This is a genomic window from Shewanella sp. BJSY2023SW005 (genome assembly GCF_047314585.1).
GTDB lineage: Bacteria > Pseudomonadota > Gammaproteobacteria > Enterobacterales > Shewanellaceae > Shewanella > Shewanella algae.
Map to the genome: position 1 here is coordinate 112,373 of NZ_JBKORJ010000030.1, position 17,750 is coordinate 130,122.

Annotated in this window: 16 protein-coding genes and 1 pseudogene; 2 read left to right on the forward strand and 15 right to left on the reverse strand. The window is 53.4% G+C overall.

The genetic code is table 11. The features are described from left to right. Window positions 1-91 precede the first annotated feature (91 nt). Window positions 92-1,303 carry a lytic murein transglycosylase gene (locus tag ACMHXI_RS09955; RefSeq protein WP_394805918.1) on the reverse strand — a complete coding sequence of 404 codons (1,212 nt, stop codon included), beginning with the start codon at window positions 1,301-1,303 and terminating at the stop codon, window positions 92-94. 209 nt (window positions 1,304-1,512) lie between these two features. Here ACMHXI_RS09955 and ACMHXI_RS09960 point away from each other — a divergent pair, with 209 nt between their 5' ends. Both ACMHXI_RS09960 and ACMHXI_RS09965 read left to right on the forward strand, forming a co-directional pair. Beyond that, window positions 1,513-1,872: a DUF2750 domain-containing protein gene (locus tag ACMHXI_RS09960; protein ID WP_025009498.1), complete on the forward strand. Its 360-nt coding sequence runs from the start codon at window positions 1,513-1,515 to the stop codon at window positions 1,870-1,872. 71 nt (window positions 1,873-1,943) lie between these two features. Continuing rightward, window positions 1,944-2,582, forward strand: a complete 639-nt coding sequence (locus tag ACMHXI_RS09965; RefSeq protein WP_044734336.1) for a hypothetical protein — start codon at window positions 1,944-1,946, stop codon at window positions 2,580-2,582. On the opposite strand, the gene ACMHXI_RS09970 is transcribed toward ACMHXI_RS09965, so the two are convergent. From ACMHXI_RS09970 to zipA, 14 genes and pseudogenes are all read right to left on the reverse strand, one after another. Next, window positions 2,583-3,521: a chemotaxis protein CheV gene (locus ACMHXI_RS09970; protein ID WP_028779355.1), complete on the reverse strand. Its 939-nt coding sequence runs from the start codon at window positions 3,519-3,521 to the stop codon at window positions 2,583-2,585. Between the two features lie 238 nt (window positions 3,522-3,759). Further along, window positions 3,760-4,371, reverse strand: coding sequence for a class I SAM-dependent methyltransferase (locus ACMHXI_RS09975; protein WP_025888359.1), 612 nt, complete (start codon window positions 4,369-4,371; stop codon window positions 3,760-3,762). Between the two features lie 64 nt (window positions 4,372-4,435). Further along, entirely contained in the window at window positions 4,436-5,029 is a 594-nt protein-coding gene (locus ACMHXI_RS09980; protein ID WP_025009494.1) for a hypothetical protein, read from the reverse strand. A gap of 148 nt (window positions 5,030-5,177) precedes the next feature. After that, window positions 5,178-5,849 carry an exonuclease domain-containing protein gene (locus ACMHXI_RS09985; protein ID WP_413734807.1) on the reverse strand — a complete coding sequence of 224 codons (672 nt, stop codon included), beginning with the start codon at window positions 5,847-5,849 and terminating at the stop codon, window positions 5,178-5,180. A 1-nt stretch (window position 5,850) separates the two neighbouring features. After that, a complete protein-coding gene (locus ACMHXI_RS09990; RefSeq protein ID WP_413734809.1) occupies window positions 5,851-7,698 on the reverse strand; it encodes a DUF294 nucleotidyltransferase-like domain-containing protein in 1,848 nt (615 codons plus the stop codon). Window positions 7,699-7,918: 220 nt separating this feature from the next. Then, the gene (locus ACMHXI_RS09995; protein ID WP_025009491.1) at window positions 7,919-9,652 is read right to left on the reverse strand and encodes a sodium:solute symporter family protein; all 1,734 of its coding nucleotides are present in this window, start codon (window positions 9,650-9,652) and stop codon (window positions 7,919-7,921) included. A gap of 11 nt (window positions 9,653-9,663) precedes the next feature. Next, window positions 9,664-9,930, reverse strand: a complete 267-nt coding sequence (locus tag ACMHXI_RS10000; protein WP_025009490.1) for a DUF4212 domain-containing protein — start codon at window positions 9,928-9,930, stop codon at window positions 9,664-9,666. A 432-nt stretch (window positions 9,931-10,362) separates the two neighbouring features. Beyond that, window positions 10,363-10,983, reverse strand: a complete 621-nt coding sequence (locus ACMHXI_RS10005) for a thiol:disulfide interchange protein DsbA/DsbL (protein WP_025888354.1) — start codon at window positions 10,981-10,983, stop codon at window positions 10,363-10,365. A 35-nt stretch (window positions 10,984-11,018) separates the two neighbouring features. Continuing rightward, the gene (locus ACMHXI_RS10010; RefSeq protein ID WP_208142725.1) at window positions 11,019-11,840 is read right to left on the reverse strand and encodes an SDR family oxidoreductase; all 822 of its coding nucleotides are present in this window, start codon (window positions 11,838-11,840) and stop codon (window positions 11,019-11,021) included. Window positions 11,841-11,957: 117 nt separating this feature from the next. Continuing rightward, window positions 11,958-13,166, reverse strand: coding sequence for an HD-GYP domain-containing protein (locus ACMHXI_RS10015; protein ID WP_413734813.1), 1,209 nt, complete (start codon window positions 13,164-13,166; stop codon window positions 11,958-11,960). Between the two features lie 279 nt (window positions 13,167-13,445). Continuing rightward, window positions 13,446-13,925, reverse strand: coding sequence for a DUF2919 domain-containing protein (locus ACMHXI_RS10020; protein ID WP_037467504.1), 480 nt, complete (start codon window positions 13,923-13,925; stop codon window positions 13,446-13,448). 325 nt (window positions 13,926-14,250) lie between these two features. Then, a pseudogene (locus ACMHXI_RS10025) lies at window positions 14,251-14,532 on the reverse strand (IS4 family transposase); the annotation flags it as partial. Window positions 14,533-14,680: 148 nt separating this feature from the next. Then, window positions 14,681-16,687, reverse strand: coding sequence for an NAD-dependent DNA ligase LigA (gene ligA / locus ACMHXI_RS10030; protein WP_208142724.1), 2,007 nt, complete (start codon window positions 16,685-16,687; stop codon window positions 14,681-14,683). A gap of 74 nt (window positions 16,688-16,761) precedes the next feature. Beyond that, window positions 16,762-17,730, reverse strand: a complete 969-nt coding sequence (gene zipA, locus ACMHXI_RS10035) for a cell division protein ZipA (protein ID WP_413734815.1) — start codon at window positions 17,728-17,730, stop codon at window positions 16,762-16,764. Window positions 17,731-17,750 lie beyond the last annotated feature (20 nt).

Consider the following 17,750-nt stretch of genomic DNA (forward strand, 5'->3'; position numbering starts at 1 on the left):
CTGCCGGCATTATCCGGGCAGCTTCTTGGCGCCTTTATGAGCTAACATTAGCCAATCCCTTGGCTGCTGGCAATCATTTTGATTAGCAGAACTAGAGTCCCAGAGCTTTAAAGGTTTCGGCAGAGGGGAAACCGTCGGCCACCAAGCCTTTGCTGAGCTGAAACGCCTGTAAACTGGCGCGAGAATTACGCCCGAGAATACCGTCCGGCTTTCCGGCATCAAACCCCTGCTCATTGAGCTTTTGCTGCAGCGCCTTTATCTGGGCGCGGCTCAAGCGGGTTTGCTGCGGCGGTGCTTTGGCCAGCCGTCCGGCGCCACTTATTCTGTCGGCCAAATGGCCTACTGAGATGGCATAAAACTCAGAACGGTTCCAACGCTGGATCACCTGGAAGTTATCGTAGCCGAGAAACGCAGGTCCCTCGTGCCCGGCGGGCAGATAGAGTCTGGCTTCCATCTGGGCCTGTGGCAGCACCTCGCCATTGCTCTGGGTCAATCCCAGCGCCTGCCAGTCGGCGAGAGACTTTTTCTGCCCCAGGTGCTGATAATCAAACGCCTCAGGTAAGCGAACCTCCCTGCCCCAGCGTTCGTTGCGCTGCCACCCCAGGTGAGCAAGAAAGTTTGCCGCCGAGGTCAGGGCATCATCTATGCTGTTCCAGAGATCCGCCTTGCCGTCACCGTCACCATCGACGGCATAACTGGCGTAGGCACTGGGCATAAACTGGGTGTGTCCCATGGCACCGGCCCAGGAGCCTTGCATATTGGCGGCAGCAAAACCATATTTCTGGCTCAGCTTCAGCGCTGTCATCAACTCCTGGGTAAAAAAGCCCGAGCGCCGGGAGTCACAGGCCAGAGTCGCCAGCGAGTCCAGGACCGGCATCTTACCCTTGTAGCCTCCGAAATTGGTCTCCATGCCCCAGAAAGACAAGAGATATTGCGGCGGCACGCCATACTCGCGCTTGAGCTTGTCCAGCAGCGCCTTGTGCTCAACCAGCAACTCCCGGCCCTTGGAAACCCGCCAATCTGTTACCCGTTTATCGAAATAGTTGGCAAATGTCTGGGTAAACTCGGGCTGACTGCGATCCAGCTCTATCACTCTGGGGACAAACTTGAGTGGCTTAAGATGTGAGTCGATGGTCTGTTGACTGATGCCCTCGTTAAGGGCCTTGTCCTGCAACTCCACAATACACTGAGGAAAAGCCGCTTCTCCGGCCTTTATCAGGGCTTCTACAGGATCCTCATTCTGGGGGGCTGCCAGCGTTTGCGTGGCCAGCAGCAGGGGAAACCAGGATAATACTCTGAACACCTTCCGACTCCTTAAAAGATTAAACACCCCATCGAGCTCCATCCTAACCAGTCGCACAGCGTTTTTTAAGCCCCGCAGGCATAATTCCCTGTCGTTGAGCCGATTTTTAAGCATTTATTCCTGTTTGTTCATCTGAGGTTAAGATTCACTTGGACTCCAGTGCTTATGCCGTATAATGGCGCCACTAACCCTTGCTCAAGAGAGAGATCATGACTGATTTAGCGCCGGCACTGAGCCAATTTATCGATAACGTCAAAGAGCACCAGCAGGTGTGGGGCTTGCAGGACGACTCCGGCGAAGGCTGGGTGGTGTGTGACTCCAGTGAATATGAAGACACAGATGTCATGCCGCTTTGGTCTGATCAGGCGGTGGCCCAGAGTCATTGCACCGAGGAGTGGGTCAACTTCGCACCGGTAGCGATTTCACTGGAAGAGCTGCTGGAGTTCTGGATTGAAGATCTCAACGAAGATGGCGTATTGATTGGTATCGATTGGCGCGCCGAGCAGGAATGTCCCGAAGTTGAGCCGGTAGAGCTGGCCAAGTTCCTGGTGGACGTGGAAGCCGAATAAGCCTTACCCGGTCGGGAGTCATCAAGACTCCCGACTTCTTTTAAGACTCAGAGCAGCATCTGCACAACCCTATGCCCTGTCCCTTGGTCGACATCCCCTTTAATTGCCGTCACAGCTGCTGGTTTTGTGCCGAACCCTGCGAGCACGTTTTTGCCTTTAGAGCCTCCCCCCATGCAGAACATGCCTCACTGAGCGTGCCCGCCTGTAAGGAGTGCCTGACGCTGGCCCGCCAACATACTCTCACCTCGATATACGAGTGCCGTATTGCGGTTAAAGATGCGTTGATGAAGCGCTACGCCAAACATCTGGCCATAGGGCTGAATTGGACCCGTGAAGAGCTGGAAGAATCGGAGTTTTCCTGCAAAATTCTTGGCGGCTTTAAACGCAGCGCCTGGTTTATGTATGAAGTGGCCAGAGACAGGATCAATGCCAAGGGCTGGCCCTTGTGTATTGATGGGGTTCCGCTGCGCGACGAGACGCCAAATACCGGGTTTGACTTCGACGGTTTGCACTACAGCTCAGTGTTTGCCGCCATAGAGCACTACGCCAAAAACTTTGCACTGGATAAAGACTTTCTGCAGGCCTTGACTGCCATCTGCGGCCGCGACAGATTTGCCTTTGCCGTACGCCTGGCCAGACTCAACATAGCCGCGGACAAACGCACCAAGAAGCAACTTATCCGCGAACTGGAGCTGGAAAACAGCCACTAATCAGCCGAGCTGACGAATTCTGTCCTGCACGGCTTCCACCAGCAGATCCGGCTGGAACTTGGAAATAAAACGATCGCACCCCACCTTTTCCACCATCGCCTTATTGAAACTGCCACTGAGTGAGGTATTGAGGGTGATATAGAGATCGGCCATCCGCTTGTCGTTGCGCACCTCATAAGTCAAACGGTAACCATCCATTTCAGGCATCTCGGCGTCGGTGATCATCATCAAAATCTGATCTGTCACCTTGAGCCCCTGATCGCACCAGGACTTGAGCAGCGTCAGCGCCTCGCGCCCATCGCTGCGTTCAATCACTTCAAGCCCCAACTGCCCCAAAGTATCGCGAACCTGGCGTCTGGCAGTGGGCGAATCGTCGACAATTAAAATCTTGTGCCCCGGCATCTTGGCCACCAAGGACTCATCCAGCACACCTTCCGAGAGACGCACGTCATAGTGGATGATCTCCGCCAACACCTTTTCCACATCGATAATTGACACCAACTCAGTTTTACCCTGAGTCTCAATACGGGTAATGGCGGTAAGGTAATGATTACGGCCGGCAGTCTTCGGCGGTGGCATGATATCGCCCCAGGTCATGTTGACGATATGCTCAACCTTGCCCACCAGAAAACCCTGCACGCTGCGGTTGTATTCTGTGATGATAAGGTTAGCGTCTTCGCCCACCGGCATGGGCGAAAAACCTATGGCACTGCGCAGGTTAATGACAGGGATGGACGTACCGCGGATATTGGCGACGCCACTGATGGCGGGATGACTGCCGGGCATGGCAGACAGTTCCGGCAGTTTCACTACTTCTTTGACCTTGAATACATTGATGGCAAACAGCTGGGTCGAACTGATCCTGAACAGCAGCAGTTCCAGACGGTTCTCACCCACGAGTTGGGTACGTTGATCTACGGATTCCAATACTTTTGCCATAACGACTGCGTTTCCAATTTAACTTCGGAGTATTGAGCAAATTATAGTGGTAAAGCGGCACAACAAACCATGCTTCAGGGCAAATTTAGGCTAAATTGTCTTAAATGATACGCACTTGGATGCTGTTATATCGGTTGCAAAAAGATAGGATTAAACGCATAAATGCTTATAGAGTGGAGCCGGGCAAAACCAAACCGCCAAGCACGGCAAGGCCCGGCTTGACCCGTCATTATCCTGCTCAAGCTTTGCCGACGGTTTTACGGGCCAGGATGATACCCGCCAGCGCCGGCAACTGGTGTTGGCGGATAATCTCAAAGTTGCCGGTATCTTCAAGAACAGCCAAGAGTTCAGCGTGATTGAAACGGTTTTCCTGGGGATGTTCAAACAAACGCCGACTCAAGGGATTACAGATAGCAACGCGATAAAGCTCTTCCATGACGAAATAGCCGCCAGGGCGCAATACTCTGTGTACTTCGGCCACCGCCTGTTGCCAATCCGGAATATGATGAAAGGCGGCAAAATCGACCACAAGGTCAAACTGGCTATCGGCAAAAGGCAAGGTGCTGCCATCGCCCTGGCACAGATGCAACCAGTTTTGATCCGAATACCGCCCGGCGCAGTGGCTGACCATGTCGAAATCAAAATCGAGCGCCCACACTTCTTCCGCCCCCAGATCCTGACGCACAAGCGCGATTCCCTCACCAAAGCCGCAGCCTATCTCCAAGGCGCGACTAAAAGCAGGTAAAGGCTTGGCAAACAGCTTCAACAACATCCGCCGCTCCAGCTGTCTTTGCAGCCACAAACGCAGCGGATGCCTGACTATCGATTTTTCAAAGCGATTGAGTTGCATGAATGGCAAACCACCCAAGATAATTCATGGTTAATATTTAAGGCCCTTGCGGCGACAATCATCTTCACTCTTCCCCAAAGGGTTCCAGCGGCAGTTGATCCCAATAGATGCCCTGACCGAAGAAGTCTTCCAACAGTTGATTGAGCCGCGAAAAACTGCTCACCCTTTGCGGCTTGCCACTGATACAGTGCCACACGTACCTGTGGCAGTTATTGTCAAACAAGTCATAATCCCGATACTGAAACAGGCTCTCGCCGGCGCGGGCCAGCGCCTGTTCACTGACCAGGGGCATTCTTTGATGATCGCAGGCAACAAACACCTTGCTGCCGCTGCGACCTGCCAGGAAACGCTTCACCGACACTGGCCGCACAAGGCCGCTGCCGTGGAGTTCGGCCAACATACCGTCACCGAGCCAGATACCTGTGTGTTCAATGACCCCGAATACGTGGCAGCACACCAGCATCCCGGGCTGCACTCGTTTGACACTCTGACTGTGAAACCATTCACTGGGTGTCAGCCGCGCCTGCCCCTTGGCCCCCTTTGTCGGCATATCCTTGAGTACTCGATTGCGGGCGACTTTCTTACGCTTCTGCCCTTCATCGGCAAGCCACACGGCGCCGAGTGCGGCAGAGCCAAGCCAGAGTAACGGAAGTGCCATAGCTTTGCTCCTTAACGCCTTGAGTGGCACTTTGAAATTAATCGAATTCGGGCCGCTTGGCAAAGTTCAATTCGACCAAGCTCAGTTCTGACAACGCTCTGCTCAGTGTCAAACCAAGGGAATACACCCAGGAAGTGCTCACCGACTGCTATACCCAGGAGAGGAAATCGGCCACAGGCTCTTTGGCAGCATCACAGCTTTGCGCCAGAAACAGCTCACCACAGGCCAGCGCGTCAGTCAGGGCATTGTGGGCCGAATACGGCGGCAGATGATAGCGGCTGCGGCAAGCGCCGAGGCGCAGACTACCGCTTGGCAGCACCTCCTGTTGCCGCTGCAGGCGGGTCTTTTCCAGCAGCAGGGTATCTATCACGGGAAGGTGCAGCTTAGTACCGTATGCCTGCTGACAAAGCCTGCTGAGAAAAGCGCAGTCCAAAGGAGCATGATGCATCAGTAAAACGCGCCCCTGACTTTGCTCTAACAGCCAAGGCAAGAGCTGCTCGGGCGCCAACGCCCCCTGGTCAAGATGGCGATCCATAATGCCGTGAATCGTGGCGCTCTGACCGACACTGCCGGCAATACTCACCAATTTGTGGCGGGCGCCGCTGAGCTCCAATAGTCCTTTGTTGATAGGCACCACACCTATAGAGAGGATCTGATCGCAACCCGGCTCTAGGCCGGTCATTTCCAGGTCCAGCGCCATCAAAGGCGTCTCTGCCACAGGCTTGGATAATACTGGACTCAAGGCCTGGTAAAAAGACTTGAGTGGCTCTCTTGCCTGCCAGCAATGCCAGGCCAGGCGGACTTTGTGCAGCAAAGGCATCCTAGAAACTCCGGGTAAACTTGAGTCTCAGCGCCGCCTGGGCATCATGCACCACCTTGAAGGCATCCCTGAGTTGATGACGCATCAGTGAAGAGAGTGCCTGCGGCATCAGAAAATTGCTTATCCCTTGGCCTTGCTCAAACTGACGCCCCTGATTGGCCAGCCGCATATGGGCAATAAATTCATGGGCATCGGCAAGATTGAGGGCATCTTTGCGGCTCAACAGCTTGCTCTCCATCAAGGCGCGGATCCGTTTGGCGGTATTGACCTCTTTGATACCAGTGGCCAATGCATATACCCGGGCGATGTCATTGATAAGGGCGCTGCCCCTGTGTTTAAGATCCATCCCCTTGACCTCACTGCCATCCCTGTCGAGCACGAATTGGCGGAAGAATCCCAATGGCGGCGACTCACTTAAGGCATTGCCGGTCAGGGCCGCCAGAAAGATATCCTTGTCTTTGGTCTGCGCCAGCACCTTGTCTTGCAGCGCATCGAACAGACTGTCCGGCCCATATACGGAGCGCATATCGAAAAAGATGCTGGCATGCATCAAGGCCTTGGGCTCAGGGGTGTTGACCCAAGAGGCAAACTTCTGCTGCCAACTTGCCAGCGACAAACACCAGTTGGGGTTTTGCGCCATGATATCCCCGGGGCAGTATACATAACCGCATTCGTTGAGCCCGGCGCACACTCCCTTGGCCAAGGCCTGAAAGTAACCTCTGGCATGCTCATCCGGCTCTTCGGCCAGCAATAAACCATTGTCCTGATCCGAGCAGGCGGCCTGATCCTGCCGCCCCTGAGAGCCAAATGCCAACCAGCAAAACGCCATCGGCGCCTCCCCGAGCAGCGCCTGATGGAGCTGGATAAGTCTGCGGGTAAGCGCATCTGTAACTGAGGTCAGTACCCGGCCAATCTCCTCGGCACGGGCATCCGCACTGATAAGGTTTTGCAGTAAAAGTGGAATTTGTCGACTGACCCCGATAAGGCTTTGCAAATCTTTTTGCCGCTCTATCTCGCCTATCAGCAGCAAAGGTTGGGATGCCTGACTTCGCAGTATGTCTGTGCTGGTGATCATCCCGACCGGCTGCTCTCGCTCCATGACCGGCAGATGGTGAATGTTGTGCTCGCTCATCAGCAGCATGGCTTCAAATACCAGGGCCTGGGCATCTATGTATACGGGCTGGCGGGTCATGGCTTGAAACACGGCTTCATTGCCGGTAAGCCCCTCGGCCAGCACCCGATTACGCAGATCCCTGTCGGTGAGGATCCCCACCAGTTTGTGATTATCCAGAACCAACACAGACGATACCCTGTGCTTGCGCATCAGCTTGGCCGCATCCGTAATACAAAGGCGGTGATCGACACTGACAGGCTCGTGGGTCATCAGGGTGCTGATCCGGCTGGTCGTGGTCAAATCCCTGGCCCGAAAACGCCCTTGGTGGCGCAACCGCTTGGCATAAGCGCGGTTAAAGAAGCGATCGAAGCTGCGGCACTCCAGGCGCAGAGTGTCAAACAGCGCCGGTGGCACATGATAGACCAGGCCATCTTCGAGGATCAGCACCTTGTTACTGATCTCCTCGCCCGACAACAAAGAGGGAAAGCCAAAGCAATCGCCCTCCCCCAAGCGGTCCAGCAACTCGCCCTCGGCATCGCGCACTTCAAAGGCGCCACTACGAACGATATAGAGCATGGGGTTGGCCGAATCCAGCGGCACGGCTTTCATCGACTTGCTGTAATAACCTATGCCGATGGTGCGGCAACATTGCTCCAGCAAGGGTTGTGGCAGTTCATCGAAAGGAACCGTCTGTTGCAGAAAGCTGCGAATAGGCAGCAGTTCACTTTCATCCATGGGCGGCCTTTAGAGTTGGTCTGACTAATCTCAATATTGCCCACTCTGTATCATGCTGGCTATCTGGCTTTAGTCGAATACCGCCAGAACCAAGGCAGAAGCCCGAAACAGAAAGCCCAAACCAAAGAAAAATAGAAAGTTGAGTATCCAACCCAAACTGCACTGATAAAAAAATCCCCCGGCCAAGCGGGGGATCTTCCATTTATGCAGCATTAGACTATCAGTGTTCCTGCGCCGTGCCTGCACCTTTGGGGAAACGGATGGATTCAACCATTTCCTGTACATGCTCTGGAACAGCGGCTGTCATCTTGGCAACAATAATCGCCACAACAAAGTTGAGTATCATGCCAATCATGCCTATTCCTTCAGGTGAAATACCAAACAGCCAGTTTTCAGCGCTGTTATCGGCAGGATTAATGAACTTGAAGTAGATGATATAAGCCGCGGTAAAGCCAAGCCCCACCACCATACCGGCTATGGCTCCTTCCTTGTTCATCGACTTGGAGAAAATACCCATCACGATTGCCGGGAACAGTGACGATGCCGCCAAGCCAAAGGCAAAGGCCACCACTGCCGCCACAAACCCGGGCGGATTAATCCCGAAGTAACCGGCAATCACTATACCAACAGCCGCCGCGGTTCGGGCATAGAACAACTCCTTCTTGTCTGAGATGTCCGGCATAAAGTTTTTCTTCAACAAGTCATGGGATACCGAGGTTGAGATAACCAGCAGCAAGCCCGCAGAAGTCGACAGCGCCGCCGCCAGACCACCGGCTGCAACCAGAGCAATCACCCAAGCCGGCAGATCGGCGATTTCAGGGGTCGCCAACACCATGATATCGCGGTCGATATTCATCTCATTGCTGCTATCGTCGGTGAGATTACCCTTGGCGTAGTACATCTTGCCGTCGCCGTTTTTATCATTCCACTTGATAAGCCCGGTGGTTTCCCAGTTTTTGATCCACTGCGGCGCCGACTCATAGGCAACACCGGTCGATTCAGGACCATTGATGGTTTCTATCATGTTCACCCGAGAGAACGCCGCCAAGGCAGGCACAGTGGTGTACATAATGGCAATAAACACCAGCGCCCAACCGGCACTGATACGGGCATCTTTCACCTTAGGTACGGTAAAGAAACGCACAATAACGTGTGGCAAACCGGCAGTACCTACCATAAGCGCAGCAGTGATGGCGAATACATCTATGGTGCTCTTGGCGCCTTCTGTGTATTCAGTGAAACCCAGTTGGGTTTGCAGGCCGTCGAGTTTTTGCAGCAGATACACCCCGGTATTATTCCCGGCGGCGTCTATCAGTTCAGCGCCAAAACCGATTTGTGGAATGATATGGCCTGTCATCATCACAGAGATAAAGATGGCCGGAACCATAAAGGCGAAAATAAGCACGCAATATTGGGCCACCTGAGTGTAAGTGATCCCCTTCATGCCACCGAGTACGGCGTAGAAGAACACTACCGCCATACCTATATACACCCCGGTATCGACATCCACTTCCAGGAAGCGGGAGAACACCACCCCAACACCGCGCATCTGCCCGGCAATATAGGTAAAACAGATAAAGATGGCGCAAATCACAGCCACCACTCGGGCCGCTTGGGAGTAATAACGCTCACCAATAAAGTCAGGCACAGTGAACTTGCCGAACTTACGAAGGTAAGGCGCCATACACAAAGCCAGCAACACATAGCCGCCGGTCCAGCCCATCAGGTACACACTGCCATCGTATCCGACGAAAGAGACAATCCCCGCCAGCGAGATAAAGGAAGCGGCCGACATCCAGTCTGCGGCCGTCGCCATACCGTTCATCACTGGGTGAACCCCGCCACCGGCAACATAGAAATCTTTGGTAGAGCCGGCTCTTGACCAGATGGCAATCCCTATATAAAGGGCAAACGAGAGCCCCACAATCAAAAACGTTAATGCTTGAACATCCATCGGCCCGCTCCTTAGTCTTCGTGTACGTTATATTTTTTATCTAAGGCATTCGCTTTGGCCGCATATACGAAAATCAGCACTACGAATACATACATGGAACCTTGCTGGGCAAACCAGAAGCCAAGCTTGAATCCCATAAAATGAATTTCATTGAGAACATCCACCAGCAAAATCCCACAACCGTAGGAAACCACGAACCAGATGGCCAGTAGTGCCAGTACCAAGCGCAAGTTTTCGCGCCAGTACCCCTTTGCCTTGTCATTGTTTTCAAAACCCATAGCGACTCCCCTGTGGTAATAATTATTAAGTCACAGTTAATCTAGCAACCGCCGGGAGTGCCACAATCAAGACCTTAGTCTAACCCCAAATTTACACATTAATAACAATTGTAAAAATCCAATATTTATCAGCTAGTTAAAACAAAATACGCCAATAAAACGCTCGTTTAATTGGCGCTTATTATTAGACCAATGTCGAAGTGATTTTCAGGATGGTTTGCATCAGGAAGCGGCCCTTCTCCGCCATGGGAAGGGTCGAACAAGAACCCAAAGCTGCCATAAACGCTTTTATCGAACCGAGGTGGAATAAACTCTTATGACCATTCAGGCTCTTGTCTGAATTTGTTCGGCAGATTAATGCCAAAAAGCGTAAAAAAAGAGGCCATTCGGCCTCTTGATTGCATTTTCTTGACTGCATTTGCAAAGTGGTCGCTATGGCGCTTCCTGGTTCAAATAGAGGACAAGCGCTGCCAGCTCCTTGGGATCTGAGCTTTGGGAGGTGATCAAATACTTGCCATTGACCAAGAGTGAAGGCACACCACGGATCCCTGAGAGCTGAGTCTGGGTATCATAATTGGCCAACGCCAGCTTGCTGTCGGCCGAGCCCAAGGTTTGGTTAAGCTCTTGCTCATTGACCCCCTGCGCCAAGAAGAAATCCTTCAACTGCTGCGGCCGATCAAAAGCCTGATGTTTCTCATGGATCCTGTTGAAAATATTGCCGTGCACCTGATCGGTTATCCTGAATTTTTGCGCCAGATAATAGGCTTCCTGACTGAGGATCCAGGAGGGACGCCCGGCACCGACCGGGGTTCGTTCAAAATCCAGTTTCCCCTTCAGCAGGGCAGCAGTTTGCTGCATCAAGGGATCCTTGTGATAGCAATGGGGGCAGTTATAGGAGAAAAACTCTCTGACTATGCCACTCTTGGCTTCCGGGATCCCTGGCACCTTGACATAATCGCGCCCTTCCTGAAAATCGGCCGCACTGGCACTGAAACTGCCGAAGGCCAAGAGTATCAGCGGCAAGGCTCTCACCATTCTGGATAAAAAAGACATAGGGTTTCCTCTTGTTCTGTTTTTAGTCACGCTTTTTATTGGCAAGCGGCAATAAGGCTATCAGCCTCGGGGTAACTGTATTCAAAGTCAAGCTCGCGGCAGATGAGAGAGCCATCCACCCACTTACCGGTTTCACTCTCTGTTGCAAACTCAGGCGATGCCAGGCCAAGCGCCTTGGCGGCAAGCGGATAGAATTCTTGCCTGGTTGGATGACACGGCGCACAAAGGTTATAGATGGCCCCTGGGTTAGCGGCGGTCAATAACTGCAGGCAGGCATTTATGCAATCATCGAGATGCACCAGATTCACCACGGCGTTTGCTCCGGGCAGCCCTTTCTTGCCGGCCAGGAAGCGCCCGGGGTGACGGCCAGGTCCGACCAAGCCAGCAAATCGGATGACAGTGACTTTGAGACCTTCGTTGGCAAGCGCCAGTATCTTCTGCTCAGCCATCGCCAAGGTGCCACAATAGCTGTCCGCCGGAGCATCAACAGATGTCGCCTCTGTGACCACGCCCTGAGACTGTGGGTAAACCCCTGAACTGCTTATAAACAACAGACGTTTGATGGAACTTGCTGCAATCACAGGCAATAAACGCTCGAGAGAGGACAGATAATCATTGGCGCCACGCCTGAGGCCGGGGGGGATATTGAGCACCAAGGCATCACAGCCATCCGGTAACGAAGGTAAAGGTGCAGGCTCAGCAAGATTGAGGGTTACGGCATCCATCCCCTCTTTTCTCAACAGATCCGCGCCCTCCTCGGTACGCTTACTGCCGCAAACCTTAACGCCTCTGGTCTGCAGTTCCTTCGCCAGTGGCAAACCAAACCAGCCGCAGCCCCAAACTGCAATATGTTTCATCGCCCTACTCCGTTGTAAACCGAGCTCAAGCATAAGACAAATAACAATAAAAACCAGAGGTGGGCCTATGAGTGGCCAAACTTTGGCCGCTCACGGCAAGAGAAAGCGGGTTGCAAGCTATTCCAGGGCGCTGAAATAGAAACTGATGCTGGCACCGGTTTGCAGGTTTTTTGAGGCGCCTTCGGTCAGTTCATCAGACTTGAGCACGGCCTCCACGCTGACCTCCTCATCCATAAGAAAGCGCAACTTAGGCTCGCTGCCATCGCGTTTACAGGCCCAGACCTGGGGTTGCCGCACCTCTGCGGTCGTCATCATCACCTTGCCGACACTGTTGTCAGACAGACTCACCAGGGTACCAGGCGGATATATACCCAGCACCTTGACCAGCGCCGAAATCAACTGCTCCTGATGTTGGCCGACCCGATTTTTAAACAGATAACCCAGGGCAATTTGCGGTGACACCATCTCCTGACGCGCCAATTGGCTGTCATAGTCATTGGCCAGTGCCACTATCTGAGTGGTCAGGGGCAGCTTGGCCAGCTTGAGCCCATCGGGGTAGCCTGAGCCATCGATAAACTCATGGTGATGCATCACTATATGCAGCACCTCATTGCCAAACAGGCCACTGCGCTTGAGCATGTCATAGCCAAAATTGGGATGCATGGAGAGAAAATTGCTTTCATGGGGGCTCAAGGGGCCGCGCTTGCGCCTGATGGCATCGGGCACCTTGAGTTTGCCTATATCGTGCAGCAGTGCCCCCAGAGCGATGTCCCTCAGCTTGTCCTTGGACAACTCAAGCGAATGACCGATCATCAAGGCCAGTACCGCCACCGATATCCCGTGCTGAGTCACGCTGGGAGCGCCTTCACCACTGGACACCAAGGCCAACTTGGGATTATCGGATTCCAACAGATGCTCCAGCATCAGCTCTACCAGAGCTGAGGCTTCACGAACGGCGCCTTCGGGATCGGACACCAACTTACTGACCACGGTACGACTGTCATTAATGGCATTCAAAAAACGCCCCTGGCTCTTGCGTATCGCCTTGCGGGCAGAGGCTTTGGGATCCGGTTTATTGTCCTTTGTTTGCTCTGTTGCCTGCTGCGCCTCGTCTTCCTCTTCAATCACATCATTGAGCAGCTCCTCGTTGGAGAGCAAGATGACATAGGGCACCCCGAGATTACGGATCATCTCTATCTGGCTGGCATCTTTGATTTCTATACGATTGAACAAAAAGGGATGATCTGTCCAGGACAGAGGCAACTTGACTGTAATGCCGGTTTGCAGGCGTGACAGCGGGAGATGGATCCTTTCAGCTTTGGCCACTCAAAGTTTCTCCAGAGAACAACTTGATAAACAAGGTTTTAAAAAACCAATACCCAAGAGTCTTAACTATAGACCATTGAAAACCAAGCGTAAGACTTCAGCGCCAAATTTATGACAAAAACAGCATATTTGACAGTGTTTTAGTTCCTAAACGGCCGCTGAAGCCCTTTTCTGTTCATATTTCATCCAAAATGGCTGCAATTGATAACTCTTTAAGCCGAAATATGCCAATGGGTCTCTGTTTTATATAGCAAAAAACCGCCAATCTTGCCTTGTATGTCACTCCAACTTGTCTTGTTTTTGCCAGTCGTTCAAATAGTGGCGCAAATGAGCCGACTTGGCGAGGTACAGCAAAGACCAGAACAGCAGCAAGGCATCCAGCGCCAAATTCCAACTGAACAGCCAGTCGCTGTGACCAAGACGCTGAATAAGCAACATGCCGTCTATCCCCAGCAACAGCGCCAACCACCAACGAATTTGCCGAAATAGTGGGATCACCACCTCAAATACCCGTTTACGTTCCGCCACGATCAAACCATAGACCAGCAAGGCGCCGACGCCGGCGGCCAGAGCCAATAGGAAGTCGCTCTTTTCCGGATAAAACAGCCGCACCAAAGCGGCCCTGTCGCTGGCCTGGGTCAGAGACGCTGCAAACACACACCAGCCGCGGGCCAGAAACAGTACTATGATGTAAAGCAGTAACGGCGGCTTGATATGACCGTTATTGTCGAGCCAGCGTACATGTTCAAATTTAAGCAAGGGCAGAATTCCATCATTGTGACTCACCCAGACAGGCCCTGGCGCAGCCATCATAAAAAAGTAACCGAAAGCGCTCACGCTTGTGACTGACTCCGGCTTCTAGGCAGATGAACCTACAGGCCTTGAGTCCGAAGCATCTTCCAAAACAATGAGGTGGGTCCTGCGGCGGCGCAATTCAAGTTGTGTAAGGCAAATAAGCTAAATAAGGAGGGCCTGAACAGACTGTTTGGCTTTTTTGAGTCTGAAATGTTAAGAGTCCTTATCAACTCGGGTCAGTTGATGCTAAGTGAACATAAAAAAGCCCCGCAGCTTAGCGCAACGTAGTTCACTTAAGCGGAGCTGCCTTGTGATTAACAGGATATCGGGTCTTTGATATTTTTACCGCCCTGGGCCGATTTGGCTTAGGGCGTTTGTCTATAAAAAGGATGGACAAGTCTCCTCGCAGACTGTTTAGACGCTTCGGCGTATTACCTGGTGACACCGCTTTGCTCATGACTTTGAGCTGACTTGCGATGAACTGACAAGCGTACTTAAAGCTGATTTCATTGGGCATTCGACCATGCTCTACTGCCGCTTGGCTCGCTTCTCGTCTCATCAAGTTATAACCAAAGTCGGCAAAGCAGTTTTGAATAGACATAAAAAATCGGAAACCTACAAACAGGTTTCCGATTGTCTCTCATCAGGAGGTTCGGTCAACCGATCCTTATCTGATCTACGTTGCGCAGCTTGGCGGGGCTTAAACAGAGAAATAAAGCTCAGGGCTGCAGCAGCGCCAGCAGGCCGGCTTCATCCAACACCTTGACCCCCAGCTCATTGGCCTTGGTCAATTTGGATCCAGCGGCCTCGCCGGCCACCACGCAGTCTGTCTTCTTGGAAACACTGCCGGACACTTTGGCGCCGAGCGCCTCCAGCTGCGCCTTGGCGTCAGTGCGGCTCATCTGACTCAGGGTGCCGGTCAATACCCAGGTCTGCCCCTTGAGCGGTTGCTCGTCTTCAGACGGCGCTTCGATGGCCGGCCAGGTCACCCCGGCGGCCAGCAGTTTATCTATCACTTCAAGGTTGTGGGGCTGAGCAAAGAAGTGCGCCACATGCTGAGCCACTATGGCACCGACATCTTCCACTTCAATAAGCTGCTCGACACTCGCTTGCTTGAGGGCATCGAGCTCTTTGAAGTGCCGTGCCAGGTTGGCAGCGGTGGATTCACCCACCTCACGGATCCCCAAAGCGTAGAGAAACTTGGGCAGGGTTGTTTGCTTGGCTGCTTCTATGGCCTGCACCAGATTGGTGGCCGACTTGAGCCCCATCCGCTCCAGCATGGTCAAGGCCGAAGCCGTGAGTGAGAACAGATCCGCCGGGCTCTCTACCAGCTCCTTATCGATCAGCTGCTCGACTATCTTGTCGCCCATGCCGTCTATATCCAGCGCCTTGCGGGAGGCAAAGTGTTTGATGGCTTCCTTGCGCTGCGCTTCGCAGAACAGGCCACCGGTGCAGCGAGCCACGGCTTCCCCCTCGAGGCGTTCTACCTGAGAGCCACAAACCGGGCATTGCTCCGGGAAACTGATCTCTTTGGCACCCTCAGGTCTTTTTTCCGGCACCACGGCAACCACTTGCGGGATAACATCACCGGCGCGGCGAATGATCACAGTATCGCCAACTTTGACCCCAAGGCGGGCGATTTCGTCGGCGTTGTGCAAAGTGGCGTTGGAAACTGTCACCCCACCGACAAACACAGGCTTGAGCCTGGCGACCGGTGTCACGGCGCCGGTGCGGCCTACCTGAAAGTCGACCCCTTCGAGCAGAGTCATCTCTTCCTGGGCCGGAAACTTATAGGCGATGGCCCAGCGCGGTGCACGGGAGACAAATCCCAGTGTCTGCTGCGCTTCTATGCTGTTGACCTTGAATACCACACCATCGATTTCATAGGCCAAAGCACTGCGGCGCGCCATAATATCCCGGTAGTAGTCATCCACTTCGCTGAGGTCCTTGGCAAGGCGGATCTCACTGCTGACCGGCAATCCCCAGGTTTTAAGCTGCTGCAACTGCCCAAGATGGGTGTCCGCCAGCGGGAAGGATTCCGGCTCAACCACGCCCAGTGCATAAGCGTAAAACGCCAGTGCCCGAGAGGCAGTGATCTTGGAGTCCAGCTGCCGCAAACTGCCGGCGGCGGCATTACGCGGATTGACAAACAGCTTGTCTCCCTTGACCCGGTTGCGCTCGTTAAGCGCCTCGAAGGCCGCCTTGGGCATAAATACTTCACCGCGCACTTCCAACAGCGGCGGATAATCATCGCCCCTGAGCTTCAGCGGCACCGCCCGAATGGTACGAACGTTTTCGGTAATATCTTCACCGACCGCGCCATCGCCCCGGGTGGCGGCGCGCTCCAGCACGCCATCGCGATAGAGGATACTGACAGCCAGACCATCGAGCTTGGGCTCGCAGCAATAGCTGAATTCGCCGACTCTGTCAGTCACCCGCTTATGGAAGGCGGCAAAGTCTTCTTCACTGAAGGCGTTGTCCAGACTGAGCATAGGTTTGAGGTGAGTCACCTGTTCAAACTTGGCCAGCGCCAGACCACCGACTCTGAGGCTTGGCGAGTCGCTGCGTTGCTGTTCAGGGTGCTCGGCCTCCAGCGTCTTGAGCCGCTGCATCAGGCGGTCATATTCAGCGTCGGGAATGCTGGGGTTGTCATCCACATAGTAGCGAATGTTGTGCTCGTTAATGGTACTTATCAGCTGATCAATTTCGTTTTCAATGGCTTGCATAAAAATTCCGCACAAAACAAAGGCCGCAGAGGCGGCCTTGGATAGAGAGACTCACACAGGCTCCCTGATGGATATCAGCCCTGAGCCCGAATACGGCCCAGGTAAGCTTGTTTGGTGTCCTGATGCCATGGCTGACGCTGGCCGTCCAGCAGATCGGCACCAAGATCATCCGCCAATTGATGGGCGGAATTGAGCATGATGGAAAAGTTCATCAGTGGATCACCGTGACAAGGCAAGGTCATAAACAGGACTATCCCTTGAGTGTTGAACTGCTCCATGTTGTCCGGGTCAAACACCCCGGGCTTAACCATGTTGGCCAGGGAAAACAGCACCCGACCTGTGCCGGCGTTGTCTTCATGGCGATGGAAAATGTTCATGTCACCGAACTTGAAATTCAGTGCCAACAGGCAAGGCAGCAGCTCAGCACCGCTGAGGCTCTCGCCCTCTTTGGCAACCACATGCAGTACCAAAACATCTGTGGGATCGGGCAACTCATCGTGGCGCGATTCTTCCTTGGCCTGCTCGCGGGTCTGTTGTTCAGTGGCAAGTTGTGGCTCTGGCTGGCTGTTTACCTGGTGACCGGCCTGGGCCGTGGTTTGAGTGTCGCTGTGATTATCCGTACCCAGCCCAAGCTCCATCTGCATTTCGGCAGTATCTTCTTCATCATCGATATGTAACACAGGCTCTTGTCGTTGTGGCTTGCTGTTCACTCTCGGCTCGGGTTTGGCACCTGAGAGGGAAAACGCCTGTTCGCCTTCAACTTCATCCTGCTGAGGCGGCTGGAAACCAGGTTTACGCAACTTGCTGCTCTTGAGCTTGGGCGGCTTCTCGTCCGGCGAAACTTTACGCACCCTCACCTCACCAATTCCATCGGCATCGAAACCTTCGCTGTCACGCCGGGCCTGGTCCTTGTAGAAACCTGTCAGCGGATTTTCTTTAAGCGACTTGGGCTGCTGTTTGCGGATAGACCAGAAACCGTGAACCAGCACGGCGATGATGGCAATCGCACCCAACACAAACAATACCAGTTGCAAATTTTCCATTGGTTACCTGTTTTCCTATG

Bases quoted from the DNA above. Each gene is read 5' to 3' on its own strand.
- ACMHXI_RS09990 (WP_413734809.1), bottom strand. From the start codon at position 7,698: ATGGATGAAAGTGAACTGCTGCCTATTCGCAGCTTTCTGCAACAGACG.
- ligA (WP_208142724.1), bottom strand. From the start codon at position 16,687: ATGCAAGCCATTGAAAACGAAATTGATCAGCTGATAAGTACCATTAAC.
- ACMHXI_RS10005 (WP_025888354.1), bottom strand. From the start codon at position 10,983: ATGTCTTTTTTATCCAGAATGGTGAGAGCCTTGCCGCTGATACTCTTG.
- ACMHXI_RS10010 (WP_208142725.1), bottom strand. From the start codon at position 11,840: ATGAAACATATTGCAGTTTGGGGCTGCGGCTGGTTTGGTTTGCCACTG.
- ACMHXI_RS09980 (WP_025009494.1), bottom strand. From the start codon at position 5,029: ATGGCACTTCCGTTACTCTGGCTTGGCTCTGCCGCACTCGGCGCCGTG.
- ACMHXI_RS10000 (WP_025009490.1), bottom strand. From the start codon at position 9,930: ATGGGTTTTGAAAACAATGACAAGGCAAAGGGGTACTGGCGCGAAAAC.
- ACMHXI_RS09970 (WP_028779355.1), bottom strand. From the start codon at position 3,521: ATGGCAAAAGTATTGGAATCCGTAGATCAACGTACCCAACTCGTGGGT.
- ACMHXI_RS09965 (WP_044734336.1), top strand. From the start codon at position 1,944: ATGCCCTGTCCCTTGGTCGACATCCCCTTTAATTGCCGTCACAGCTGC.
- ACMHXI_RS09985 (WP_413734807.1), bottom strand. From the start codon at position 5,849: ATGCCTTTGCTGCACAAAGTCCGCCTGGCCTGGCATTGCTGGCAGGCA.
- ACMHXI_RS09975 (WP_025888359.1), bottom strand. From the start codon at position 4,371: ATGCAACTCAATCGCTTTGAAAAATCGATAGTCAGGCATCCGCTGCGT.
- ACMHXI_RS09960 (WP_025009498.1), top strand. From the start codon at position 1,513: ATGACTGATTTAGCGCCGGCACTGAGCCAATTTATCGATAACGTCAAA.
- zipA (WP_413734815.1), bottom strand. From the start codon at position 17,730: ATGGAAAATTTGCAACTGGTATTGTTTGTGTTGGGTGCGATTGCCATC.
- ACMHXI_RS09995 (WP_025009491.1), bottom strand. From the start codon at position 9,652: ATGGATGTTCAAGCATTAACGTTTTTGATTGTGGGGCTCTCGTTTGCC.